15 protein-coding genes and 1 tRNA gene are annotated in these 16,153 nt (G+C 57.1%); 10 read left to right on the forward strand and 6 right to left on the reverse strand.

Annotated elements, in window-relative coordinates:
• Positions 1-119 precede the first annotated feature (119 nt).
• The 4 genes from J7412_RS09910 (at position 120) to J7412_RS09925 (ending at position 4,686) form a co-directional block, all read left to right on the forward strand.
• Positions 120-1,136 (forward strand): amino acid ABC transporter substrate-binding protein, encoded by a 1,017-nt coding sequence (locus J7412_RS09910; protein ID WP_209064896.1) that lies wholly within the window; start codon positions 120-122, stop codon positions 1,134-1,136.
• A gap of 127 nt (positions 1,137-1,263) precedes the next feature.
• Positions 1,264-2,532: an ABC transporter permease subunit gene (locus J7412_RS09915; protein WP_209078500.1), complete on the forward strand. Its 1,269-nt coding sequence runs from the start codon at positions 1,264-1,266 to the stop codon at positions 2,530-2,532.
• A gap of 1 nt (position 2,533) precedes the next feature.
• On the forward strand, positions 2,534-3,883 hold the full coding sequence (locus J7412_RS09920; protein WP_209078501.1) for an amino acid ABC transporter permease: 1,350 nt from the start codon (positions 2,534-2,536) through the stop codon (positions 3,881-3,883).
• Between the two features lie 11 nt (positions 3,884-3,894).
• Positions 3,895-4,686: an amino acid ABC transporter ATP-binding protein gene (locus tag J7412_RS09925; RefSeq protein WP_280637730.1), complete on the forward strand. Its 792-nt coding sequence runs from the start codon at positions 3,895-3,897 to the stop codon at positions 4,684-4,686.
• Positions 4,687-4,741: 55 nt separating this feature from the next.
• Here J7412_RS09925 and J7412_RS09930 read toward each other — a convergent pair whose 3' ends face one another.
• The 6 genes from J7412_RS09930 to rpmH all read right to left on the reverse strand — a co-directional run bounded on the left by J7412_RS09930 (position 4,742) and on the right by rpmH (position 8,283).
• On the reverse strand, positions 4,742-5,257 hold the full coding sequence (locus J7412_RS09930; RefSeq protein ID WP_209078502.1) for a histidine phosphatase family protein: 516 nt from the start codon (positions 5,255-5,257) through the stop codon (positions 4,742-4,744).
• The gene (locus J7412_RS09935) at positions 5,254-5,904 is read right to left on the reverse strand and encodes a ferredoxin (RefSeq protein ID WP_209078503.1); all 651 of its coding nucleotides are present in this window, start codon (positions 5,902-5,904) and stop codon (positions 5,254-5,256) included. The genes J7412_RS09930 and J7412_RS09935 overlap by 4 nt, the downstream gene beginning before the upstream one ends.
• Before the next feature lie 169 nt (positions 5,905-6,073).
• Positions 6,074-6,937 (reverse strand): acetylglutamate kinase, encoded by an 864-nt coding sequence (gene argB / locus J7412_RS09940; protein ID WP_209078504.1) that lies wholly within the window; start codon positions 6,935-6,937, stop codon positions 6,074-6,076.
• A 192-nt stretch (positions 6,938-7,129) separates the two neighbouring features.
• On the reverse strand, positions 7,130-7,450 hold the full coding sequence (locus J7412_RS09945) for an antibiotic biosynthesis monooxygenase (protein WP_209078505.1): 321 nt from the start codon (positions 7,448-7,450) through the stop codon (positions 7,130-7,132).
• 211 nt (positions 7,451-7,661) lie between these two features.
• Positions 7,662-8,111 (reverse strand): ribonuclease P protein component, encoded by a 450-nt coding sequence (rnpA, locus tag J7412_RS09950; RefSeq protein ID WP_209078506.1) that lies wholly within the window; start codon positions 8,109-8,111, stop codon positions 7,662-7,664.
• Positions 8,112-8,148: 37 nt separating this feature from the next.
• Positions 8,149-8,283, reverse strand: coding sequence for a 50S ribosomal protein L34 (gene rpmH, locus J7412_RS09955; protein ID WP_005980833.1), 135 nt, complete (start codon positions 8,281-8,283; stop codon positions 8,149-8,151).
• 318 nt (positions 8,284-8,601) lie between these two features.
• On the opposite strand from rpmH, the gene J7412_RS09960 reads away from it, so the two are divergent.
• The 6 genes from J7412_RS09960 to J7412_RS09985 all read left to right on the forward strand — a co-directional run bounded on the left by J7412_RS09960 (position 8,602) and on the right by J7412_RS09985 (position 16,083).
• Complete coding sequence (locus tag J7412_RS09960) at positions 8,602-9,357, forward strand: TVP38/TMEM64 family protein (RefSeq protein WP_209078753.1); 756 nt, start codon at positions 8,602-8,604, stop codon at positions 9,355-9,357.
• Positions 9,357-10,775 (forward strand): FAD-dependent oxidoreductase, encoded by a 1,419-nt coding sequence (locus tag J7412_RS09965; RefSeq protein ID WP_209078507.1) that lies wholly within the window; start codon positions 9,357-9,359, stop codon positions 10,773-10,775. Before J7412_RS09960 ends, J7412_RS09965 begins: the two co-directional genes overlap by 1 nt.
• Before the next feature lie 16 nt (positions 10,776-10,791).
• A complete protein-coding gene (locus tag J7412_RS09970; RefSeq protein ID WP_209064914.1) occupies positions 10,792-12,180 on the forward strand; it encodes a HAMP domain-containing sensor histidine kinase in 1,389 nt (462 codons plus the stop codon).
• A gap of 59 nt (positions 12,181-12,239) precedes the next feature.
• Positions 12,240-12,316: transfer RNA gene (locus J7412_RS09975), tRNA-Arg, on the forward strand.
• Between the two features lie 967 nt (positions 12,317-13,283).
• Positions 13,284-13,805, forward strand: a complete 522-nt coding sequence (locus J7412_RS09980) for a hypothetical protein (RefSeq protein ID WP_209078508.1) — start codon at positions 13,284-13,286, stop codon at positions 13,803-13,805.
• A gap of 91 nt (positions 13,806-13,896) precedes the next feature.
• On the forward strand, positions 13,897-16,083 hold the full coding sequence (locus J7412_RS09985) for a DUF87 domain-containing protein (protein WP_209078509.1): 2,187 nt from the start codon (positions 13,897-13,899) through the stop codon (positions 16,081-16,083).
• The last annotated feature ends 70 nt before the right edge of the window (positions 16,084-16,153 follow it).

Genomic DNA, 16,153 nt, shown 5'->3' on the forward strand with positions numbered 1-16,153 from the left:
GCGATGAATGCGACCACACTAACCCCAGATGTGAGGGGGGTGTTGTCTCAACACATCATTCTAGGCCGGGAGTGGCCAAAACCACCTGTGAAAGGGTGGGTAAACAGGAAGAGGTAAAAATGAAAAAATCCGTAGTTTTTGGTGCGCTGACTGTCGCTGGCCTGGCGGCCGGTGCTGCAGCTGCTGGCACGCTTGACGATGTGAAAGCGCGCGGCAAGCTGAACTGTGGCGTTACCACTGGTCTGGTTGGCTTTGCTGCACCAGATGCAAACGGTGAGTGGAAGGGCTTTGACGTAGGCGTATGCCGTGCGGTTGCTGGTGCTGTTCTGGGCGACCCGACCGCGGTTGAATTCGTACCAACCACCGGTAAAACCCGTTTCACCGCTCTGGCGTCCGGCGAGATCGACATGCTGGCGCGTAACACCACCTGGACCTTCAGCCGCGATGTCGACCTGAAGTTCACCTTCGTAGGTGTGAACTACTATGACGGTCAGGGCTTCATGGTTCCGAAAGAGCTGGGCGTGTCCTCCGCGAAGGAACTGGACGGCGCAACCGTTTGTATCCAAACCGGCACCACCACCGAGCTGAACCTGGCGGACTTCTTCCGTTCCAACAACATCAGCTACGAGCCGGTTCCAATCGAAACCAACGCAGAAGCACAGCAGCAGTATCTGGCTGGCGCATGTGACGTGTACACCACCGACGCATCCGGCCTCGCGGCGACTCGTGCAACTTTTGAAGATCCATCTGCGCACGTTCTGCTGCCAGAAATCATCTCCAAAGAGCCTCTCGGCCCGCTGGTTCGTCACGGCGACGACAACTGGGGTGACGTGGTTCGCTGGTCCCTGAACGCTCTGATCACTGCAGAAGAGCTGGGCGTGACCTCTGCAAACATCGCAGAGATGGCGGCAGGCACCAACAACCCTGAAGTGAACCGTCTGCTGGGTACCGAAGGTACTCTCGGCGAGATGCTGGGTCTGGACGCGGCATGGGCCAAGAACGCCATCATGGCGGGCGGCAACTACGGTGAGCTGTTTGAATCCAACATCGGTGAAGCCACTCCGATCGGTCTGGCCCGCGGCCTGAACGCTCAGTGGACCGATGGCGGCCTGATCTACTCCCCGCCATTCCGGTAAGATACCGAACATAGAGGGCGCGGGAGGAATTCCGCGCCCTCCTCACATTATGTGAACCACAACAATAATCGGCCACGGCGCATAGCGACGCCACCTTATAATCGGCCGAGGAACGGGAAGATCCCATATGACCACTTTGACCGACCCTCCCAAGGAGTCGTTCCGGCTGTCGATGTTGATCTACGACACCCGGTATCGCTCTTTGACGATCCAGGCTGTCGCGATGATTGGCTTCATGCTTTTGGCAGCATGGCTGATCAACAACACAATGGTGAACCTGAACACCCTGGGCAAACAGCCCGAGTTCGGTTTCCTCATGGAACCAGCCAGCTACGACATCAACCAACGCCTGCTGGAATATTCCAGTCGCGACACCCATTTGCGCGCATCCTTTCTGGGCCTGCTGAACACGCTACTGGTGGCGCTGCTTGGCTGTATCACAGCCACGATCATCGGTGTTTTTGTCGGGGTGTTGCGCCTCTCCAAAAACTGGATCGTTGCCAAAATCATGACCATCTATGTGGAGATGTTCCGCAACGTGCCGGTTCTGCTTTGGATCGTGCTGGCGATGGCCATCCTGATTGAGAGCCTGCCTGCACCACGCGCTTTCCGCGGCGAGAATCCCTCCGCCACAATGAACCTGTTTGACACCGTTGCTGTGACAAACCGGGGCGTTTATGTGCCGGAGCCGCTGTTCTCCAATTCGCTGGGCAACATCCATCTGTTTGGCACCTCCTCGATGCGCTTTGACATCTCGCTGGATCTGATGCTGATCTTGGCGGTCGTTGTGGCTTCTATCTTTGGCATTCGGACCGTGAATGCGCAGGCCAAGCGTATTCAGGAATCCACAGGTGACCGTCCAAATACGCTTTGGAAAAACCTCGCCATCTTCTTCGTCCCGCTCATTGTCGTGCTTTATGCGCTTGGTTTTCACCTTGGCTATCCTGCGCTGAAGGGCTTCAACTTCCAGGGCGGCACCCACCTTCGTAACTCTCTGATTGCTCTGTGGCTGGCGCTAAGCCTTTATACCGCAGCCTTTATCGCAGAGATCGTGCGTGGTGGTATCATGGCGATCAGCCATGGTCAGACCGAGGCAGCGAATGCATTGGGGCTGCGTCCCGGTAAGACGATGCGTCTCGTGATCTTGCCGCAGGCACTGCGTGTGATCATTCCGCCAATGATTTCCAACTACCTGAACCTCACCAAGAACTCCTCTTTGGCGATTGCGGTGGGTTACATGGACATCACCGGCACGCTGGGTGGCATCACTATGAACCAGACCGGCCGCGAGCTGGAATGTGTCCTGATGCTGATGGCCTGTTACCTCATCATCTCGCTGAGCATTTCCGCCGTGATGAACTGGTACAACAACCGCGTGAAATTGGTGGAGAGATAAAATGAGTGACATGTCTTTTGTCCGCACCGAAATGCTCCCGGAAAAGGAGCCTCCAGCAAACTCTGTTGGGGTCATTGGATGGGCACGCGCTAACCTTTTTGACGGTGTCGTCAACAGCGCTCTGACACTGCTGTCTCTGGCGTTCATCTACTACGTGCTGTCCGGGCTACTGCCGTGGGTGTTCCAATCCGTTTGGAATGCTTCCTCGCTGACCGAATGCCGTGAGATCATGGAAGCCACCTGGGCGTCGACCCACGGGCATGCCTGCTGGGCGGTGATCAACGACCGCTGGCTCCAGCTTCTGTATGGTTTCTACCCACCTTATCCGGCGACACCGGATGTGGTGTTTGGCGCCTCCGAGGGGGCACTGCCAGCATACTTCCGTCCAAACCTTGCGTTTGTGCTGTTGCTTCTGGCGATTGCGCCTGTGCTGTTCACCAAGGTTCCGCGCCAGCTGTTGATCGTGACAGCAGCTTATCCCTTCCTGATGCCTTGGCTGATGTGGGGTGGATCGATTTGGGGGCCTCTGATGGCCGCAGCCGGTTTCGGTATTGGCTATCTGGCTTACCGTATCCTCGCACCTATTGCAGGGGAATTGGTGGCGATCATCGCGGCGATTGCCGTGCCGGTGATCTGGTGGCTGTTCCTGGCTGGCAGCGTTGCGGCAGGTCTGGAATCTGTGATTTCGATTTCCATCCCAGAAGTGGAAAGCCGTAAGTTTGGTGGCTTCATGTTGTCGATTCTGATCGGTGTTGTGGCAATTGGTGCCTCGCTGCCAATTGGTATCTTCCTGGCGCTGGGACGGCAGTCTGACCTGATGATCCTGAAGGCGCTCTGCGTCGGCTTTATCGAGTTCATCCGTGGCGTTCCGCTGATCACACTGCTGTTTGTGGCCTCTGTGTTGCTCAACATCTTCCTGCCGCCGGGCACGGAGTTTGACATCATCCTTCGGGTGCTGATCATGGTGACCCTGTTTGCCGCGGCCTATATGGCTGAGGTGATCCGTGGTGGCCTTGCGGCATTGCCGAAAGGTCAATACGAAGGCGCTGACTCTTTGGGGCTGAACTATTGGCAGGCGCAGCGACTGATCATCATGCCGCAGGCACTGAAGATCTCGATCCCAGGTATTGTGAGCACCTTCATTGGTATCTTCAAAGATACCACGCTGGTGTCCATCATCGGCCTGCTTGATCCATTGGGGCTGTCCAACGCCATTCGTGCCGACTCTGCGTGGAACGGTATCTATTGGGAGCTCTTTGCTTTCATTGCATTCCTGTTCTTCATCTTCTGCTTCGGCATGTCCCGCTATTCCATGTATCTGGAGCGTAAGCTTCATACTGGGCACAAATAAGGAGTTCACCCATGTCTGAACTTATGACCGACCGCGCGATCGACCGCTCCAAGATGCATGTGAGTGATCAGGTTGCGATTCAAATCTCCAACATGAACAAGTGGTACGGCAGTTTCCACGTGTTGCGGGACATCAACCTAACCGTCAACGAAGGTGAGCGAATCGTGATTGCGGGGCCTTCGGGCTCCGGTAAATCGACCTTGATCCGCTGTATCAACCGTCTGGAAGAGCACCAGTCGGGCGACATCGTCGTGGATGGGATCGAGCTGACCAACGATCTGAAAAACATCGACAAAATCCGCTCGGAAGTTGGCATGTGCTTTCAGCACTTCAACCTGTTCCCGCATCTGACCATCCTGGAGAACTGCACGCTGGCGCCAATCTGGGTTCGCAAGACACCCAAGAAAGAAGCCGAAGAGATCGCGATGCACTTCCTTGAGAAGGTGAAGATTCCGGATCAGGCGCTGAAGTATCCGGGCCAGCTGTCCGGTGGTCAGCAGCAGCGTGTGGCGATTGCCCGCTCGCTCTGCATGAAGCCGCGCATCATGCTGTTTGACGAGCCGACCTCAGCGCTTGACCCTGAGATGATCAAAGAGGTGCTCGACACCATGATCGAACTCGCGGAAGAAGGCATGACCATGCTGTGCGTGACCCACGAGATGGGCTTTGCCCGTCAGGTGGCGAACCGCGTGATCTTCATGGACCAAGGCCAGATCGTGGAGCAGAACGAGCCGGAAGAGTTCTTCAACAACCCGAAGAGCGAACGGACCAAACTGTTCCTGAGCCAGATTCTCGGCCACTGATTTCTGCGCAAACGACACATTGGAAAGGCGGGGTCATCCCCGCCTTTTTCTATGCCTAGAGGTCTGAATCGCGCGCCATCAACTCGCGGGGTATGACGAAGTCAACCACATCCCCAGCCCCGTATTGCACGTCTTTCCACTCCTTTAGGTCAAAATGAAAGATCGTAGTCGCGGCCGTGGGATAGTCATGGAAGCGGGGATGGTCCGGATCTCTTGCTGCAAGCTGATCTGCAAAATAGGCGATGCCCGGATTGTGGCCGATCATAAGCACCGTGAGCTGACTGGCGGCGCGCAGGCTGTGCAGCATGGTGTCAGCAGGTGCGTGATAGAGCGCATCCAGATAGCTGACTTGCGGGCTGTTTGGCAGCGTGAGGCGATCCAGCGTTTCGCGGGTGCGCTCTGAGCTGGAGCAGAGGACTTCCTGAGGCAGCAGGGCTTGCAGGGCCAACCATTTCCCTAGAGCATGAGCAGAGGCGCGTCCGCGCTTGTTGAGGGGGCGTGCGTGATCGGGCTGATTGAAGTCATCCCAGCTCGATTTGGCGTGGCGCATCAGGATCAGGGTGCGGCTCATGGGTGGAACGCTTTCATATGAAGGGCCGATTGGGCGTCTGTGCGAGAAGCGCCGGCGGAGACCGGGCAGGCGCGGCGGGCGTGGCAGCCTTGTGACATGCAGCTCTGGCCCTCTGGCGTGTCGAGGTAGCCGTGGCAGGCAGTGACGTCGTAGGAGGCCTCAGCGGAGAGCGCACCCACAGGGCAGGCGGTGGTGCAGGGAGCCACGCAAACCGTACAGGGGGAGGCAAGATCGGCGCTAGGGATCGCAAGCTCCGTGTCAAAGAGCAGCGCGCCGCGAATGGAGATCATCAAGCCAACCGTGTCGTGCACCATCATGCCCACTGGGCTGAGGAAAAATCGGTTTGTCTTCAAGGCCCATGAAATGAAGGGCGGGTAGGGCGGCCCATCTGACGGATAGGCGGTTGCGGCGTCACACTGATCCGCGAGTGCGCCGACGATGCGCTTGGACCATCGGTCGACGGGGTGGGGATGCCCGTCCTGACCTTCGCGAGAGGCGGCGAAGATGGGCCAGAACTCCGGGCCGGTGCCTAAGAGCACCGCAGTTGCCGGATCACTGGCAACGCCCGTCAGATTTAGGACATGCGCTGCGCCCATTGTGAGCAGGCCAGTCTTTTGTGCGGCTTTTTCAATCGCGCGATAGCTCATATGGCGGCGGGATTGGTGCGAGAGATGTTCAGCTTGTGCATGACAATACCACAGGTTCGCGGCCGTTGCGCGGCTTTGCGCAAGGCGTTCGCTCCCGTTCAGAATGCACAGGCTGTCTGGTTGGCTCAAGCCGAGAAATGGGGCGCGGTTATTTGCGCCCCAATCGAGTTTAATCCGCGCGGATAATGGAGCCTGCACCATGTTCGGTGAACAGCTCCAGGAGGCAGGCGTTGGGGGCGCGGCCATCCAGAATGACCGCAGCGCGCACGCCCAGATCAATGGCGGCCAGCGCTGTTTCGGTCTTGGGGATCATGCCGCCCGCGATCACGCCTTCTGCGATAAGGTCGCGAATTTGCTGGGCTTTCAGTTCTGTCAGGACTTCGCCTTCGCTGTTCTTGACACCTGCCACATCGGTGAGCAGCAGGAGGCGGTCCGCAGCCAGTGCACCGGCGATGGCGCCAGCGGCGGTGTCGCCGTTCACGTTGTAGGTCTCGCCATCACGGCCACCGCCCAAAGGTGCAATCACCGGGATGGTGTCATTGGCAAAAAGTTCGTGCAAAATCGCGGGGTTCATCTCTGCCGGGGTGCCAACAAAGCCGAGATCCGCGTTGGTCTGATCGCAGATCATCAGGTTGGCGTCCTTGCCGGAAAGACCCACGGCCTTGCCGCCCTGACGGTTGATCGCGGAGACGATGCGTTTGTTCACAACACCGGAGAGGACCATCTCCACCACCTCGACGGTGGCGGCATCTGTCACCCGTTTGCCGTTCACAAAATCCGATTTGATTTCAAGCCGTTCCAACATCGCATTGATCATCGGGCCGCCGCCGTGCACGACCACCGGATTGATGCCGACCTGACGCATCAGAACCACGTCGCGGGCAAAGTCATCCATGGCCTCGTCAGAGCCCATGGCGTGGCCGCCGAGCTTGATCACAACCGTCGCCCCAGCATAGCGCTGGAGGTAAGGCAGAGCCTGGGAGAGTGTGCGGGCGGTGGCGATCCAATCGCGGTTCATATCTCGTGTCTTCATCTTCGCTGACCTCTTTGAAACAGCCTGTTAACGGCTATGAGCAAGGGTGCCAAGGCGCAATGGACGAGTCGGGTTCCGATTTGGCTAGAAAGTGCAAAATTAACCCGATTTGGCGCATCGGTATTGCGTCTGTATCGCGGAGGTGCCCGTTTCGGAAGGGGGCAAAGCTTAACGCACCGACAAATTCAGGGATCAGCCGGCAACCAGCACCGGTGTGCTGTCGCTGTTGGCAACGGGAATCAGCTCTTTGACCAGCAGCTCTGAAACAATGCCGCGCAGCGTGACAAACGCGCGGTCGGCCTCTTCGCTGTTGATGTAGGCCTGATAGCATTCCCGGTTGGCCCAGACCTGATGCACGTGAAAATAATTCGGATCGTCTTTGCCCTGAAACACCGCATAGCGCAGCGCGCCGGGCATGCGTTGCACCTGATTGGCTAGCACAGAAATGGTCTCGCGGAAGTGGGAGGTGTCGTCAGTTGTGACAACAAAGGTGAGAAGGATTGTGACAGACATCGTGGCGACGGATCATTTCGTTGGCATTTGGTTCTGAGCCAGCGGAAAGTGCATCCGAAACATTAACGCTTCCCCAAAGGGAAAGGCTTTTTGATGCTGAACTGCGTCAAAGTCGAACGTGTTTTAACGATCTCGGAAAGACCTTGAGACGGGTCTCTGTCAGGCGCTCACTTGATGTGTCCTGTAACGCGGGCCTTGAAGGGCAGGGGGCTTATGTCTGCGGGCGCGGCTTGGCTGGCGCGTGCAATTTGCGCAGCGCCCATTTGAGATCGGCCTGCAGCGCCAGCATGTCACGCACGGCGGTCTCGTCTTTGCGGCCGATCAGAACGTAATCCCAGCCGGGTTTGCCAAAAGCTGGCAGCACCGCGCGGGCGACTTCGCGCATCCGGCGCTTGGCGCGGTTGCGGGCCACGGCATTGCCGACTTTTTTGGAGCAGGTGTAGCCGACGCGGATCACCGCAGGATCAGCGTCTTCCGATTCGCGGCGCTTGCGGGCCTGAATCATCATCGCCTTGGTGCCCTGTTTGCGGGCGCGGGCGGCGGCAAGAAACTCGCTGCGGTTTTTCAGAACCAGCAAGGCTTCCTGCGCGCAAAGAGAAACCGCCGGAGACGTCGTCCCGTGGTTGGCAGGGCCTTCCGTGGGGGTCTCCGGCGGTGTCATTTTGTTTGAACGATCCGTATAAACGGTGTCGGTGAGCTTATGCGCTCAGCGACTTACGACCGCGTGCGCGGCGTGCGTTCAGGATTTTGCGGCCAGCTTTGGTGGCCATGCGCGCACGGAAGCCGTGGCGGCGTTTACGAACCAGGTTCGAAGGTTGGTAGGTGCGTTTCATCGCTCCGTCTCCGTTACAAAGTGTGGAGGCGCCGGCAAGTCGATCAAGCGATAGATTCGCGGAGCCTGTCTATTCGAAGCCCGGTCTTTAGACGGGCCTGCGAGATAAGTCAAACGCCTGATCGCGGATTTGCTACAAAAACACAAGCCCCGAAGGCCGATATGCGCACAGAATGTTTCAGAACTGCGGAAAGGGGCGGATTTCATCACGAAACCGTGCGAGTGCGATCAACCCGCCGTGAACCCTCTGTTGTTTAGAAGGGGACTGTCTCATTTTGAGGAAAAGAGACAGACTGTGACCAAGGGTAACGACCAAAAGATGGCAGATCTAACGGATGGCGCGGGCCAGACCGAACGCGCTGAGGCAAAATCAAAGTGGGCACGGCTGGTGCCTTTGGCGGTGATCCTCTGTGTCGCAGTGGGCGGCGCCTATGCATTGGGGGACTACCTGAGCTTTGAAACCCTGCGCGACAATCGCGAGACGCTGATTGCCTACCGGGATCAGCACTACTGGGCAGCTGTGGCTGTGTTCATGATCCTTTACGTGATCATCGCGGGCTTCTCCCTGCCTGGCGCAACGATTGCCACGCTCACAGGCGGCTTTCTGTTTGGCACTTTTCCGGGCGTGCTGTTCAACGTGGGCGCGGCCACCATGGGGGCAACGGTTGTGTTTCTGGCGGCCAAGTTTGGTCTCGGGGAGCGCCTGTCGGCCAAGATGGACAGCTCTGAGGGGCGGATCAAAGCCCTGAAAGACGGGATTGATGAGAATCAGTGGACCATGCTGTTTCTGATCCGTCTGGTGCCGGTGGTGCCTTTCTTTGTGGCAAATCTGATCCCTGCGCTGGTGGGGGTGCCGCTGTGGCGTTACGTCGTCTCCACTTTCGTTGGCATCATCCCCGGTGGTCTGGTCTATACCTCGGTGGGGGCGGGCCTTGGCGAGGTCTTTGCCCGCGGTGAGACACCGAACCTTGGCATCATCTTTGAGCCGCATGTGCTCTTGCCGATGCTGGGTCTGGCAGCACTGTCGTTGCTGCCTGCGGTGATCAAGCGTATTCGGGGCCGGGAGACAGTATAATGCAAGACATCAAGACGGATGTGCTGGTCATTGGCGCCGGCTCTGGAGGGCTGTCTGTGGCAGCCGGGGCGGCGCAGATGGGCGCGGATGTGACCCTGCTTGAGGGGCACGAAATGGGCGGGGACTGCCTGAACTTTGGCTGTGTCCCCAGCAAGGCGCTGATTGCGAGCGGTAAGGCCGCCCACGGACAGGCGCACAGCAGCATCTATGGCGTGGCCGATCAGGTGCCGCAGGTGGATTATGCCGCCGCCAAGGCACACGTGAAAGACGTGATTGCCCAGATTGCGCCGGTAGACAGCCAGGAACGCTTTGAAGGCTTTGGGGTGCGGGTGATCCGTGAATTTGGCCGTTTTGTCAGCCCGAAGGAGGTTGAGGCCGGAGATCACCGCATCACCGCGCGCCGGGTGGTGATTGCCACGGGCTCCAGCCCGCTGGTGCCGCCGATCCCGGGGCTGGATACTGTGCCTTATCTGACCAATGAGACGCTGTTTGACCTGACTGAAACGCCAGATCATCTGCTGATCATTGGCGGGGGCCCCATCGGCATGGAGATGGCGCAGGCGCATCAGCGTCTGGGCATCAAGGTGACCGTAATTGAGGGCGCCAAGGCGTTGGGCCGGGATGATCCGGAAATGGCGGCAATTGTGCTCGATAACCTGCGCAGCGAAGGGCTTGAGATTGCCGAAGACGCCATGGCCAAGCAGATCAGCGGGCAGGCGGGTGCCATCACCGTGGACACCCAGGACGGTCGCAGCTTTACCGGCTCGCATCTTCTGGTGGCCGTGGGGCGCAAGGCCAATGTCGACAAGCTGAACCTCGCGGCGGCGGGGATTGAGACCACCAAGACCGGCATCAAGGTGGACGACAGTATGAAAACCACCAATCGTAAGGTCTATGCGATTGGCGATGTGGCGGGCGGCGCGCAGTTCACCCATGTGGCGGGCTATCATGCGGGAGTGATCATCCGCTCCGCCCTGTTCGGGCTGCCAGCGAAGGCGCGCACGGATCACATCCCTTATGCGACCTACACTGACCCCGAACTGGCGCAGATCGGCCCCACCGAAGCGGAGGCGCGCAAGATCTATGGCGACAAGCTGACCGTGGCGCGGTTTGAGATCGACCACAACGACCGGCTGATTGCGGAGCGCAAGGCCAAAGGTTTGATCAAGGCGATGGTCGTGAAAGGCCGCCCCGTGGGCGTGTCGATTGCAGGCCCGCAGGCGGGTGAGCTTATCAACCTATGGGCGCTGGTGATTGCCAATAAGCTCAAGATGAGCGCCGTGGCGGGCATGGTTGCCCCCTATCCAACGGTGGGAGAAATCAACAAGCGTGTCGCAGGGGCCTATTTCTCTCCGCAACTGTTTGATAATCCTAAGGTCAAACGGGTGGTCGGCTTCGTACAGCGCTGGCTGCCATAACAAAGGGCGGACGCGCATGCTCAATTCGCTTTCAGGTCGGTTCCTGATCCTCACGGTCATCTTTGTGATGCTGGCCGAGGTCTTGATCTTTGTCCCTTCGGTTGCGCGGTATCGCGAGGATTACCTGCTGCTGCGTCTGGAGCGGGCACAGATTGCCTCGCTCGCGCTGCTGGCGGATGACATGATCGATATGGATCTGGAAGACGAGCTGCTCAAGAACGCAGGCGTCTACAACGTGGTGCTGCGGCGCGATGAGATGCGGCAGCTGATTCTCAGCTCTCCCATTCCGGAGCCAATCAACGACACCTATGACATGCGCGGCGCCTCGGCCGGGGTGCTGATCAAAGACGCGATGATGCAGCTTCTGGACCGCAGCGAGCGGGTGATCCGCGTGATCGGCGCGCCGGTGCAGGATGCGGGGTTGCTGATTGAGGTCACCATGGGCACGCAGGATCTGCGCGCCTCGATGATTGACTACGGGCTGCGGGTTCTGGCGCTTTCGGCGGTGATCTCGATCATGACGGCGTTTCTGCTCTTCCTTGCGGTGCGCGCGATTCTGGTGCGCCCGATCGAAGGCGTGGTGCGCTATATGCAGACCTATGCCGCAGCGCCGGAAGATGCGCGCAGCGTGATCACGCCGAAATCCGGCGTCACCGAGCTGCGCGAAGCCGAAGAAGCGCTGCACACGCTGCAGACCGAACTGACCTCGGCCCTGCGCCAGAAAGAGCGTCTGGCCCAGCTGGGCGGCGCGGTGGCCAAGGTGAGCCACGACCTGCGCAATATCCTGACCTCCGCCCAGCTCTTCACTGACCGGATCGAAAGCAGCGAAGACCCGCTGGTGGCGCGGATGGCACCCAAGCTTGTGAACTCCATCACCCGCGCGGTGCACCTGTGTGAAAGCACGCTGGCCTTTGGCAAGGCGGAAGAACCCGCGCCGACGCTGACCCGGTTTTCCCCCAGCGAGCTGGTGGCCGATGTGATTGCCAGCGAGCGGCTTGCGGTGGGCGAGTTTGATCTGAGCTTTGCCGAGGACATTCCCGCGGGGCTGATGATGCGCGCGGATCCCGAACAGCTCTTTCGCGTGATTTCCAACCTCGTGCGCAACGCCCGTCAGGCGATTGTGGCCAGTGGCCAGCCCGGGGAGATCGCGATCTCGGCTTGGGAAACCGATGAGGCCTGGATGATTTCGGTGCGCGACACCGGGCCGGGCCTGCCCGCCAAAGCGCAGGAACATCTGTTCACGCCGTTTCAGGGCGGGATTCGCAAAGGCGGCACCGGGCTTGGGCTGGCGATTTCAGCTGAGCTGATCCGCGGGCATGGCGGACAGCTGCAATTGGCGGCCACGGGTGACACCGGAACCACCTTTGGCATCACCCTTCCGAAAGGAGATTTGGGGGCGAGCTGACTTTTTTGGCTTTTTGCTCTTGCGCTCCCGCGCGCAAGGTTCTAACTCCCCCACACCGCGCTCTGGTAGCTCAGCTGGATAGAGTACTTGACTACGAATCAAGGGGTCGGGGGTTCGAATCCTCCCCAGAGCGCCATTTTCCAGCTGTTGCACGTCACATGACTTTGACCTTTGCGTCATAAACTGACCCAACATTTCCATTTTGCTCCCGCAGGCTGTTTCGATTGATCTGACTTCCCTTTCGGAAAATCAGGGCTGATTTGCAGGTTCAGTCGGCGAAGCCGCCTGCTCCTGCTGATCTGCCACGTGGCGAACGCGGGAGGGGGCGAGGCAATGCTATTCGACAGGGGTGGTGCGGCCCGCAGGCGTAGCCGAGGACACGGTTTTGTCTAATTGGATTGCCCGAGGGGGAAGGCAGCGTCTTCCCCCTGTCGGCCAGGGGCGTTTGGCTCGTCCAAATCCCGCTGGCCCAACAAACAAGAGCGGCGGGGCCATAAGCCCCGGCTCCATAGCGGGCATTCGATTTTAGAGATTGAAGTCACGGGAGGCGGGACTTTCCGATCATTCTCCGCATTTGCAAAAGGCCCAAAAAATCGGCCATCTCAGTCCCGAAGGGCGGATAGCGGTCATTCGCTGCAAGCGCGAAACCTAGTCGAGAGATTCTAAAAAGCTGCCATTCACAGCAGACTTGCTACACTCGATCTATTGGTTCTGGGCTTGAGAAACTTCGTGCCGGTAGTTCGATTCCCCCCCCGGGGCACCACTTCATAAATATAATTTATTATATATCAGCAGTTTATGAAGGCCCCGCATTCCGAGAATGTACAGCTCTATGGACAGCTTTACGGCCGCCAAACTTAGCTACATGTTCGAAGCTTTTCTTTGGGTGCACCTGACACAGCCTTTGCGCTAGAGAAAATTCGGACGTTGTTCGACTACTATCTTTTTTGCCTTGCTCTTCTGGCAAGGCGGATGCTGGGCGCTGAGCGGTACGAGGATTTTGCAAGGGTCGCGCTATGCGTAGTGGGTTTGGCTTGTGATCAGGCATCTGTGGCACCATATGTAGATACAGTTGAATAAGAATATCTACATAAGGTGCCGTCGTGTCTAATTTGATCTCATGGTTTCAGAACAACTGGATGGAAGCAATTATGCTAACCGCCACGCTCTTCGCAGTGGTATCGAGCATAATTGCCGTGCGTATTGCAGTATTGGCTTTGGGTGTCGCAAGACAATCATTCCTATCCGCTGACAAGGCACATGAGCGGGACGTTAGGCTTCAAGCCCGGTCAGCGCTGGCTGACGTCCGAGGGAGCTATCAAAAGCTCGCATCGGACTGCGATTTGAATCTCGAAAAGTGGCGGCAGCACGAACTAGGTAAGGGCATAATGATAGGTTCCAATCCATTTGAACCAACGAAGGAAGAGCAGGAAACCAGTGCGCTTCGTACTCAAGGAGCCAGATTGCTGCGCTCAGTTGATGAGAGGTTTCAATCTATTGATCTGATGAACCTCGATGATCTTGAAAGTGGTATTCCCGAAATCCGCCAGACAGCTGCGTCGATTGACGCCCTTGCTCGACGTCTTCGAGAGCCCAATGAGGCATTCAATGGTGGTTGGCGCTAGACGCAAAAAAAACCAGAAGATGTTCTGCGCTTCCCCCTCCGGCTGATAAGCACTAGGATTAGCCACAACCAAGAATTGAACGAGAATTGATTTGTCTTTTCCATCTATTAAGGAACGCTTTCTTGCGCTTCTGCTGAACACACTTGTTGCATACGTAGTTTTTTTCTGGGCGACTGGTCAAACGTTGCCGACTGGCGGGCTGGAGTCTGTTTGGCTGATAAGTGCGATCTCACTTTGGTTCCTAGCGCTATTATCTGCGCCTTGGTTTGTCCCGCCAAGGGATGCAATCATCAGCTCTGTAGGGGCCATCTTGGTGCTTACAACGATGGACCTCACCAACGTTCAGTTGTTTTCAGCGCAACTCGAACATGTGAGATGGGGAACCGTCTTTTTCGCCTGTGCGGTTGTGTTTTCGGCCGTCACAGCGTTGATTTTACATGATAAGGATCAAAGGTCCCCAACGGGTCATTTTGCGTTCAAGCTGACCAGCGTGTTTGGGCGAGGCGAAATCCTGTTCTCTGCTCCAGCAATTGTTAGCATCATCGCGTACTATCAAGCCTCGTTTGAAAAAATGAGTTGGCTTATTCTCTATTGGATCCTGATTGTGGTTGGGAAACCCATAGAACGCCTGCTCTCTGCTGTTAGACAACTTTCGTCTGACGTCGATGAGCTAAAAAAACAGCCGACGGTTGGCTCTATCGCAAGAGTCGATCATCCAGACATAGTCCGCGTCAAACTAAACTCGGTGGGAGCGTGGAAACCGAACCACTTGTTTACAGCTAGCCTACCCGATGGATCGCAGCGTTACGTGATCTCATTGTTTTCGCAGACGCAGGGTTCTGACGTGGTTGGAACAGGACTGTGCGTAGCGACTTTGGCTGAACCTGCTCGCTTACCTGTGGGCTCCGTCTGCGCCAGCCTCGACGAAGCGAAGACGGTTGAATTCCTGGAGAACCTCAGCGGTGCGAAAGATGGCAAGCTGGTCGGCTTCGTTGTGGAAAATTCAACAATCGGAACTCTGCATTTTGAAGTTTCCAGCCGTTCGGGGCTACATGAAGGTGATGTGATTTTTGCGCACGTTGAAGGCCAAGACATCTTTTATCAGATCGTGGGCGCAGAGACGTACGAAGAAAACTTCGATCAAAATCCACGCGGAACTCACATAGTAAAGGCATCTCAACTCGGCATTTATTCGCCCGACGACGGTTTCACCAAATACACTTGGCTGCCTTCCATGAATACACCGCTGTTTTCCGCTGGCAGCAGGCAGTTTGACGATCCTGTCGTGGGCGACCGCGAATTCCCTATTGGTGCGGTGCCATCCACTAATGTCCAAGCGGTTGCGAGAATTGATGAACTGGTTGAGTATCACACGGCCGTACTTGGTGTGACTGGTACAGGGAAAACTGAGCTGGCTCTCGATGTAGTTCGGCAGGCAGTTGCGAGAGGCACAAAAGTCTTTTGCGTCGATTTCACCGGCGACTATCGGGCGCGGCTCGCGGAATTGGACCCAGCTTTTCCATCTCCTACGCCTGCACAGGCCGCCGAATTGGAGGAAAAACTATTCGCGGTTGAGACTGGAAGCTACGGTGCACCAGCAGAAAAGAAAGCTCTGCAGGAGGGCGTAGACGCGCTTAAAGCGCACGCTGAAGCACAAGTTGATGAGTTTCTGAGGTCCGAAGAAACCTACCTTGGGATTTTCGAGTTGGCAGAAATCGCCAACACAAAAGCCACACTCCGGCTGACCGAGTTGTACTTGTCGACGATTATGCATTGGGCTCAAAGGAACCGTCGTGAAAGGCAGATCCTAATCGTCTTGGAAGAGGCCCACACAATCGTCCCTGAGGTGTTTGGGGCGGGCTTTGATGCAAATACGCAGTTTGTAGTTAGCCGCATCGGGCAAATTGCTTTGCAAGGTCGAAAATATGGCGTTGGGCTTATGGTGATCAGCCAGCGCACTGCACTAGTCAGCAAGACTATTCTGTCGCAGTGCAATACATTTTTGACCCACAGCTTGATCGACCAAACGAGCCTCAACTTCCTCGAGAGCGTTTATAGCGCCCAGCATACACGGCTTATTCCAAACCTTGGGCGGTTCGAGTTTTTGGCCTTTGGAAAGGCGATAAAGGCAGAAAGACCGATTGTCCTCAAACGAGAATTCGATCCGGCTTTGCAGGAGGCAAGTTTAGCAATCCAATCCAACTCTCGCCAAAGTGAGGAACCTGAGCCTGCAGCAGAGGAAGCGCTGTCAGTCGGCCCTCGAATTACCCAGTTCTGAAGTTCGTTTAACAAACCACCCAATATCAGGTGATTTGTTGTCTTCATTGTTGTTGTTGTTTCCAAATTGG

It is taken from the genome of Shimia sp. R9_3, from assembly GCF_017743755.1.
In the GTDB taxonomy this organism is placed as follows: Bacteria; Pseudomonadota; Alphaproteobacteria; order Rhodobacterales; family Rhodobacteraceae; genus Shimia.

Bases quoted from the DNA above. Each gene is read 5' to 3' on its own strand.
- J7412_RS09910 (WP_209064896.1), top strand. From the start codon at position 120: ATGAAAAAATCCGTAGTTTTTGGTGCGCTGACTGTCGCTGGCCTGGCG.
- J7412_RS09915 (WP_209078500.1), top strand. From the start codon at position 1,264: ATGACCACTTTGACCGACCCTCCCAAGGAGTCGTTCCGGCTGTCGATG.
- J7412_RS09920 (WP_209078501.1), top strand. From the start codon at position 2,534: ATGAGTGACATGTCTTTTGTCCGCACCGAAATGCTCCCGGAAAAGGAG.
- J7412_RS09925 (WP_280637730.1), top strand. From the start codon at position 3,895: ATGTCTGAACTTATGACCGACCGCGCGATCGACCGCTCCAAGATGCAT.
- J7412_RS09930 (WP_209078502.1), bottom strand. From the start codon at position 5,257: ATGAGCCGCACCCTGATCCTGATGCGCCACGCCAAATCGAGCTGGGAT.
- J7412_RS09935 (WP_209078503.1), bottom strand. From the start codon at position 5,904: ATGAGCTATCGCGCGATTGAAAAAGCCGCACAAAAGACTGGCCTGCTC.
- argB (WP_209078504.1), bottom strand. From the start codon at position 6,937: ATGAAGACACGAGATATGAACCGCGATTGGATCGCCACCGCCCGCACA.
- J7412_RS09945 (WP_209078505.1), bottom strand. From the start codon at position 7,450: ATGTCTGTCACAATCCTTCTCACCTTTGTTGTCACAACTGACGACACC.
- rnpA (WP_209078506.1), bottom strand. From the start codon at position 8,111: ATGACACCGCCGGAGACCCCCACGGAAGGCCCTGCCAACCACGGGACG.
- rpmH (WP_005980833.1), bottom strand. From the start codon at position 8,283: ATGAAACGCACCTACCAACCTTCGAACCTGGTTCGTAAACGCCGCCAC.
- J7412_RS09960 (WP_209078753.1), top strand. From the start codon at position 8,602: ATGGCAGATCTAACGGATGGCGCGGGCCAGACCGAACGCGCTGAGGCA.
- J7412_RS09965 (WP_209078507.1), top strand. From the start codon at position 9,357: ATGCAAGACATCAAGACGGATGTGCTGGTCATTGGCGCCGGCTCTGGA.
- J7412_RS09970 (WP_209064914.1), top strand. From the start codon at position 10,792: ATGCTCAATTCGCTTTCAGGTCGGTTCCTGATCCTCACGGTCATCTTT.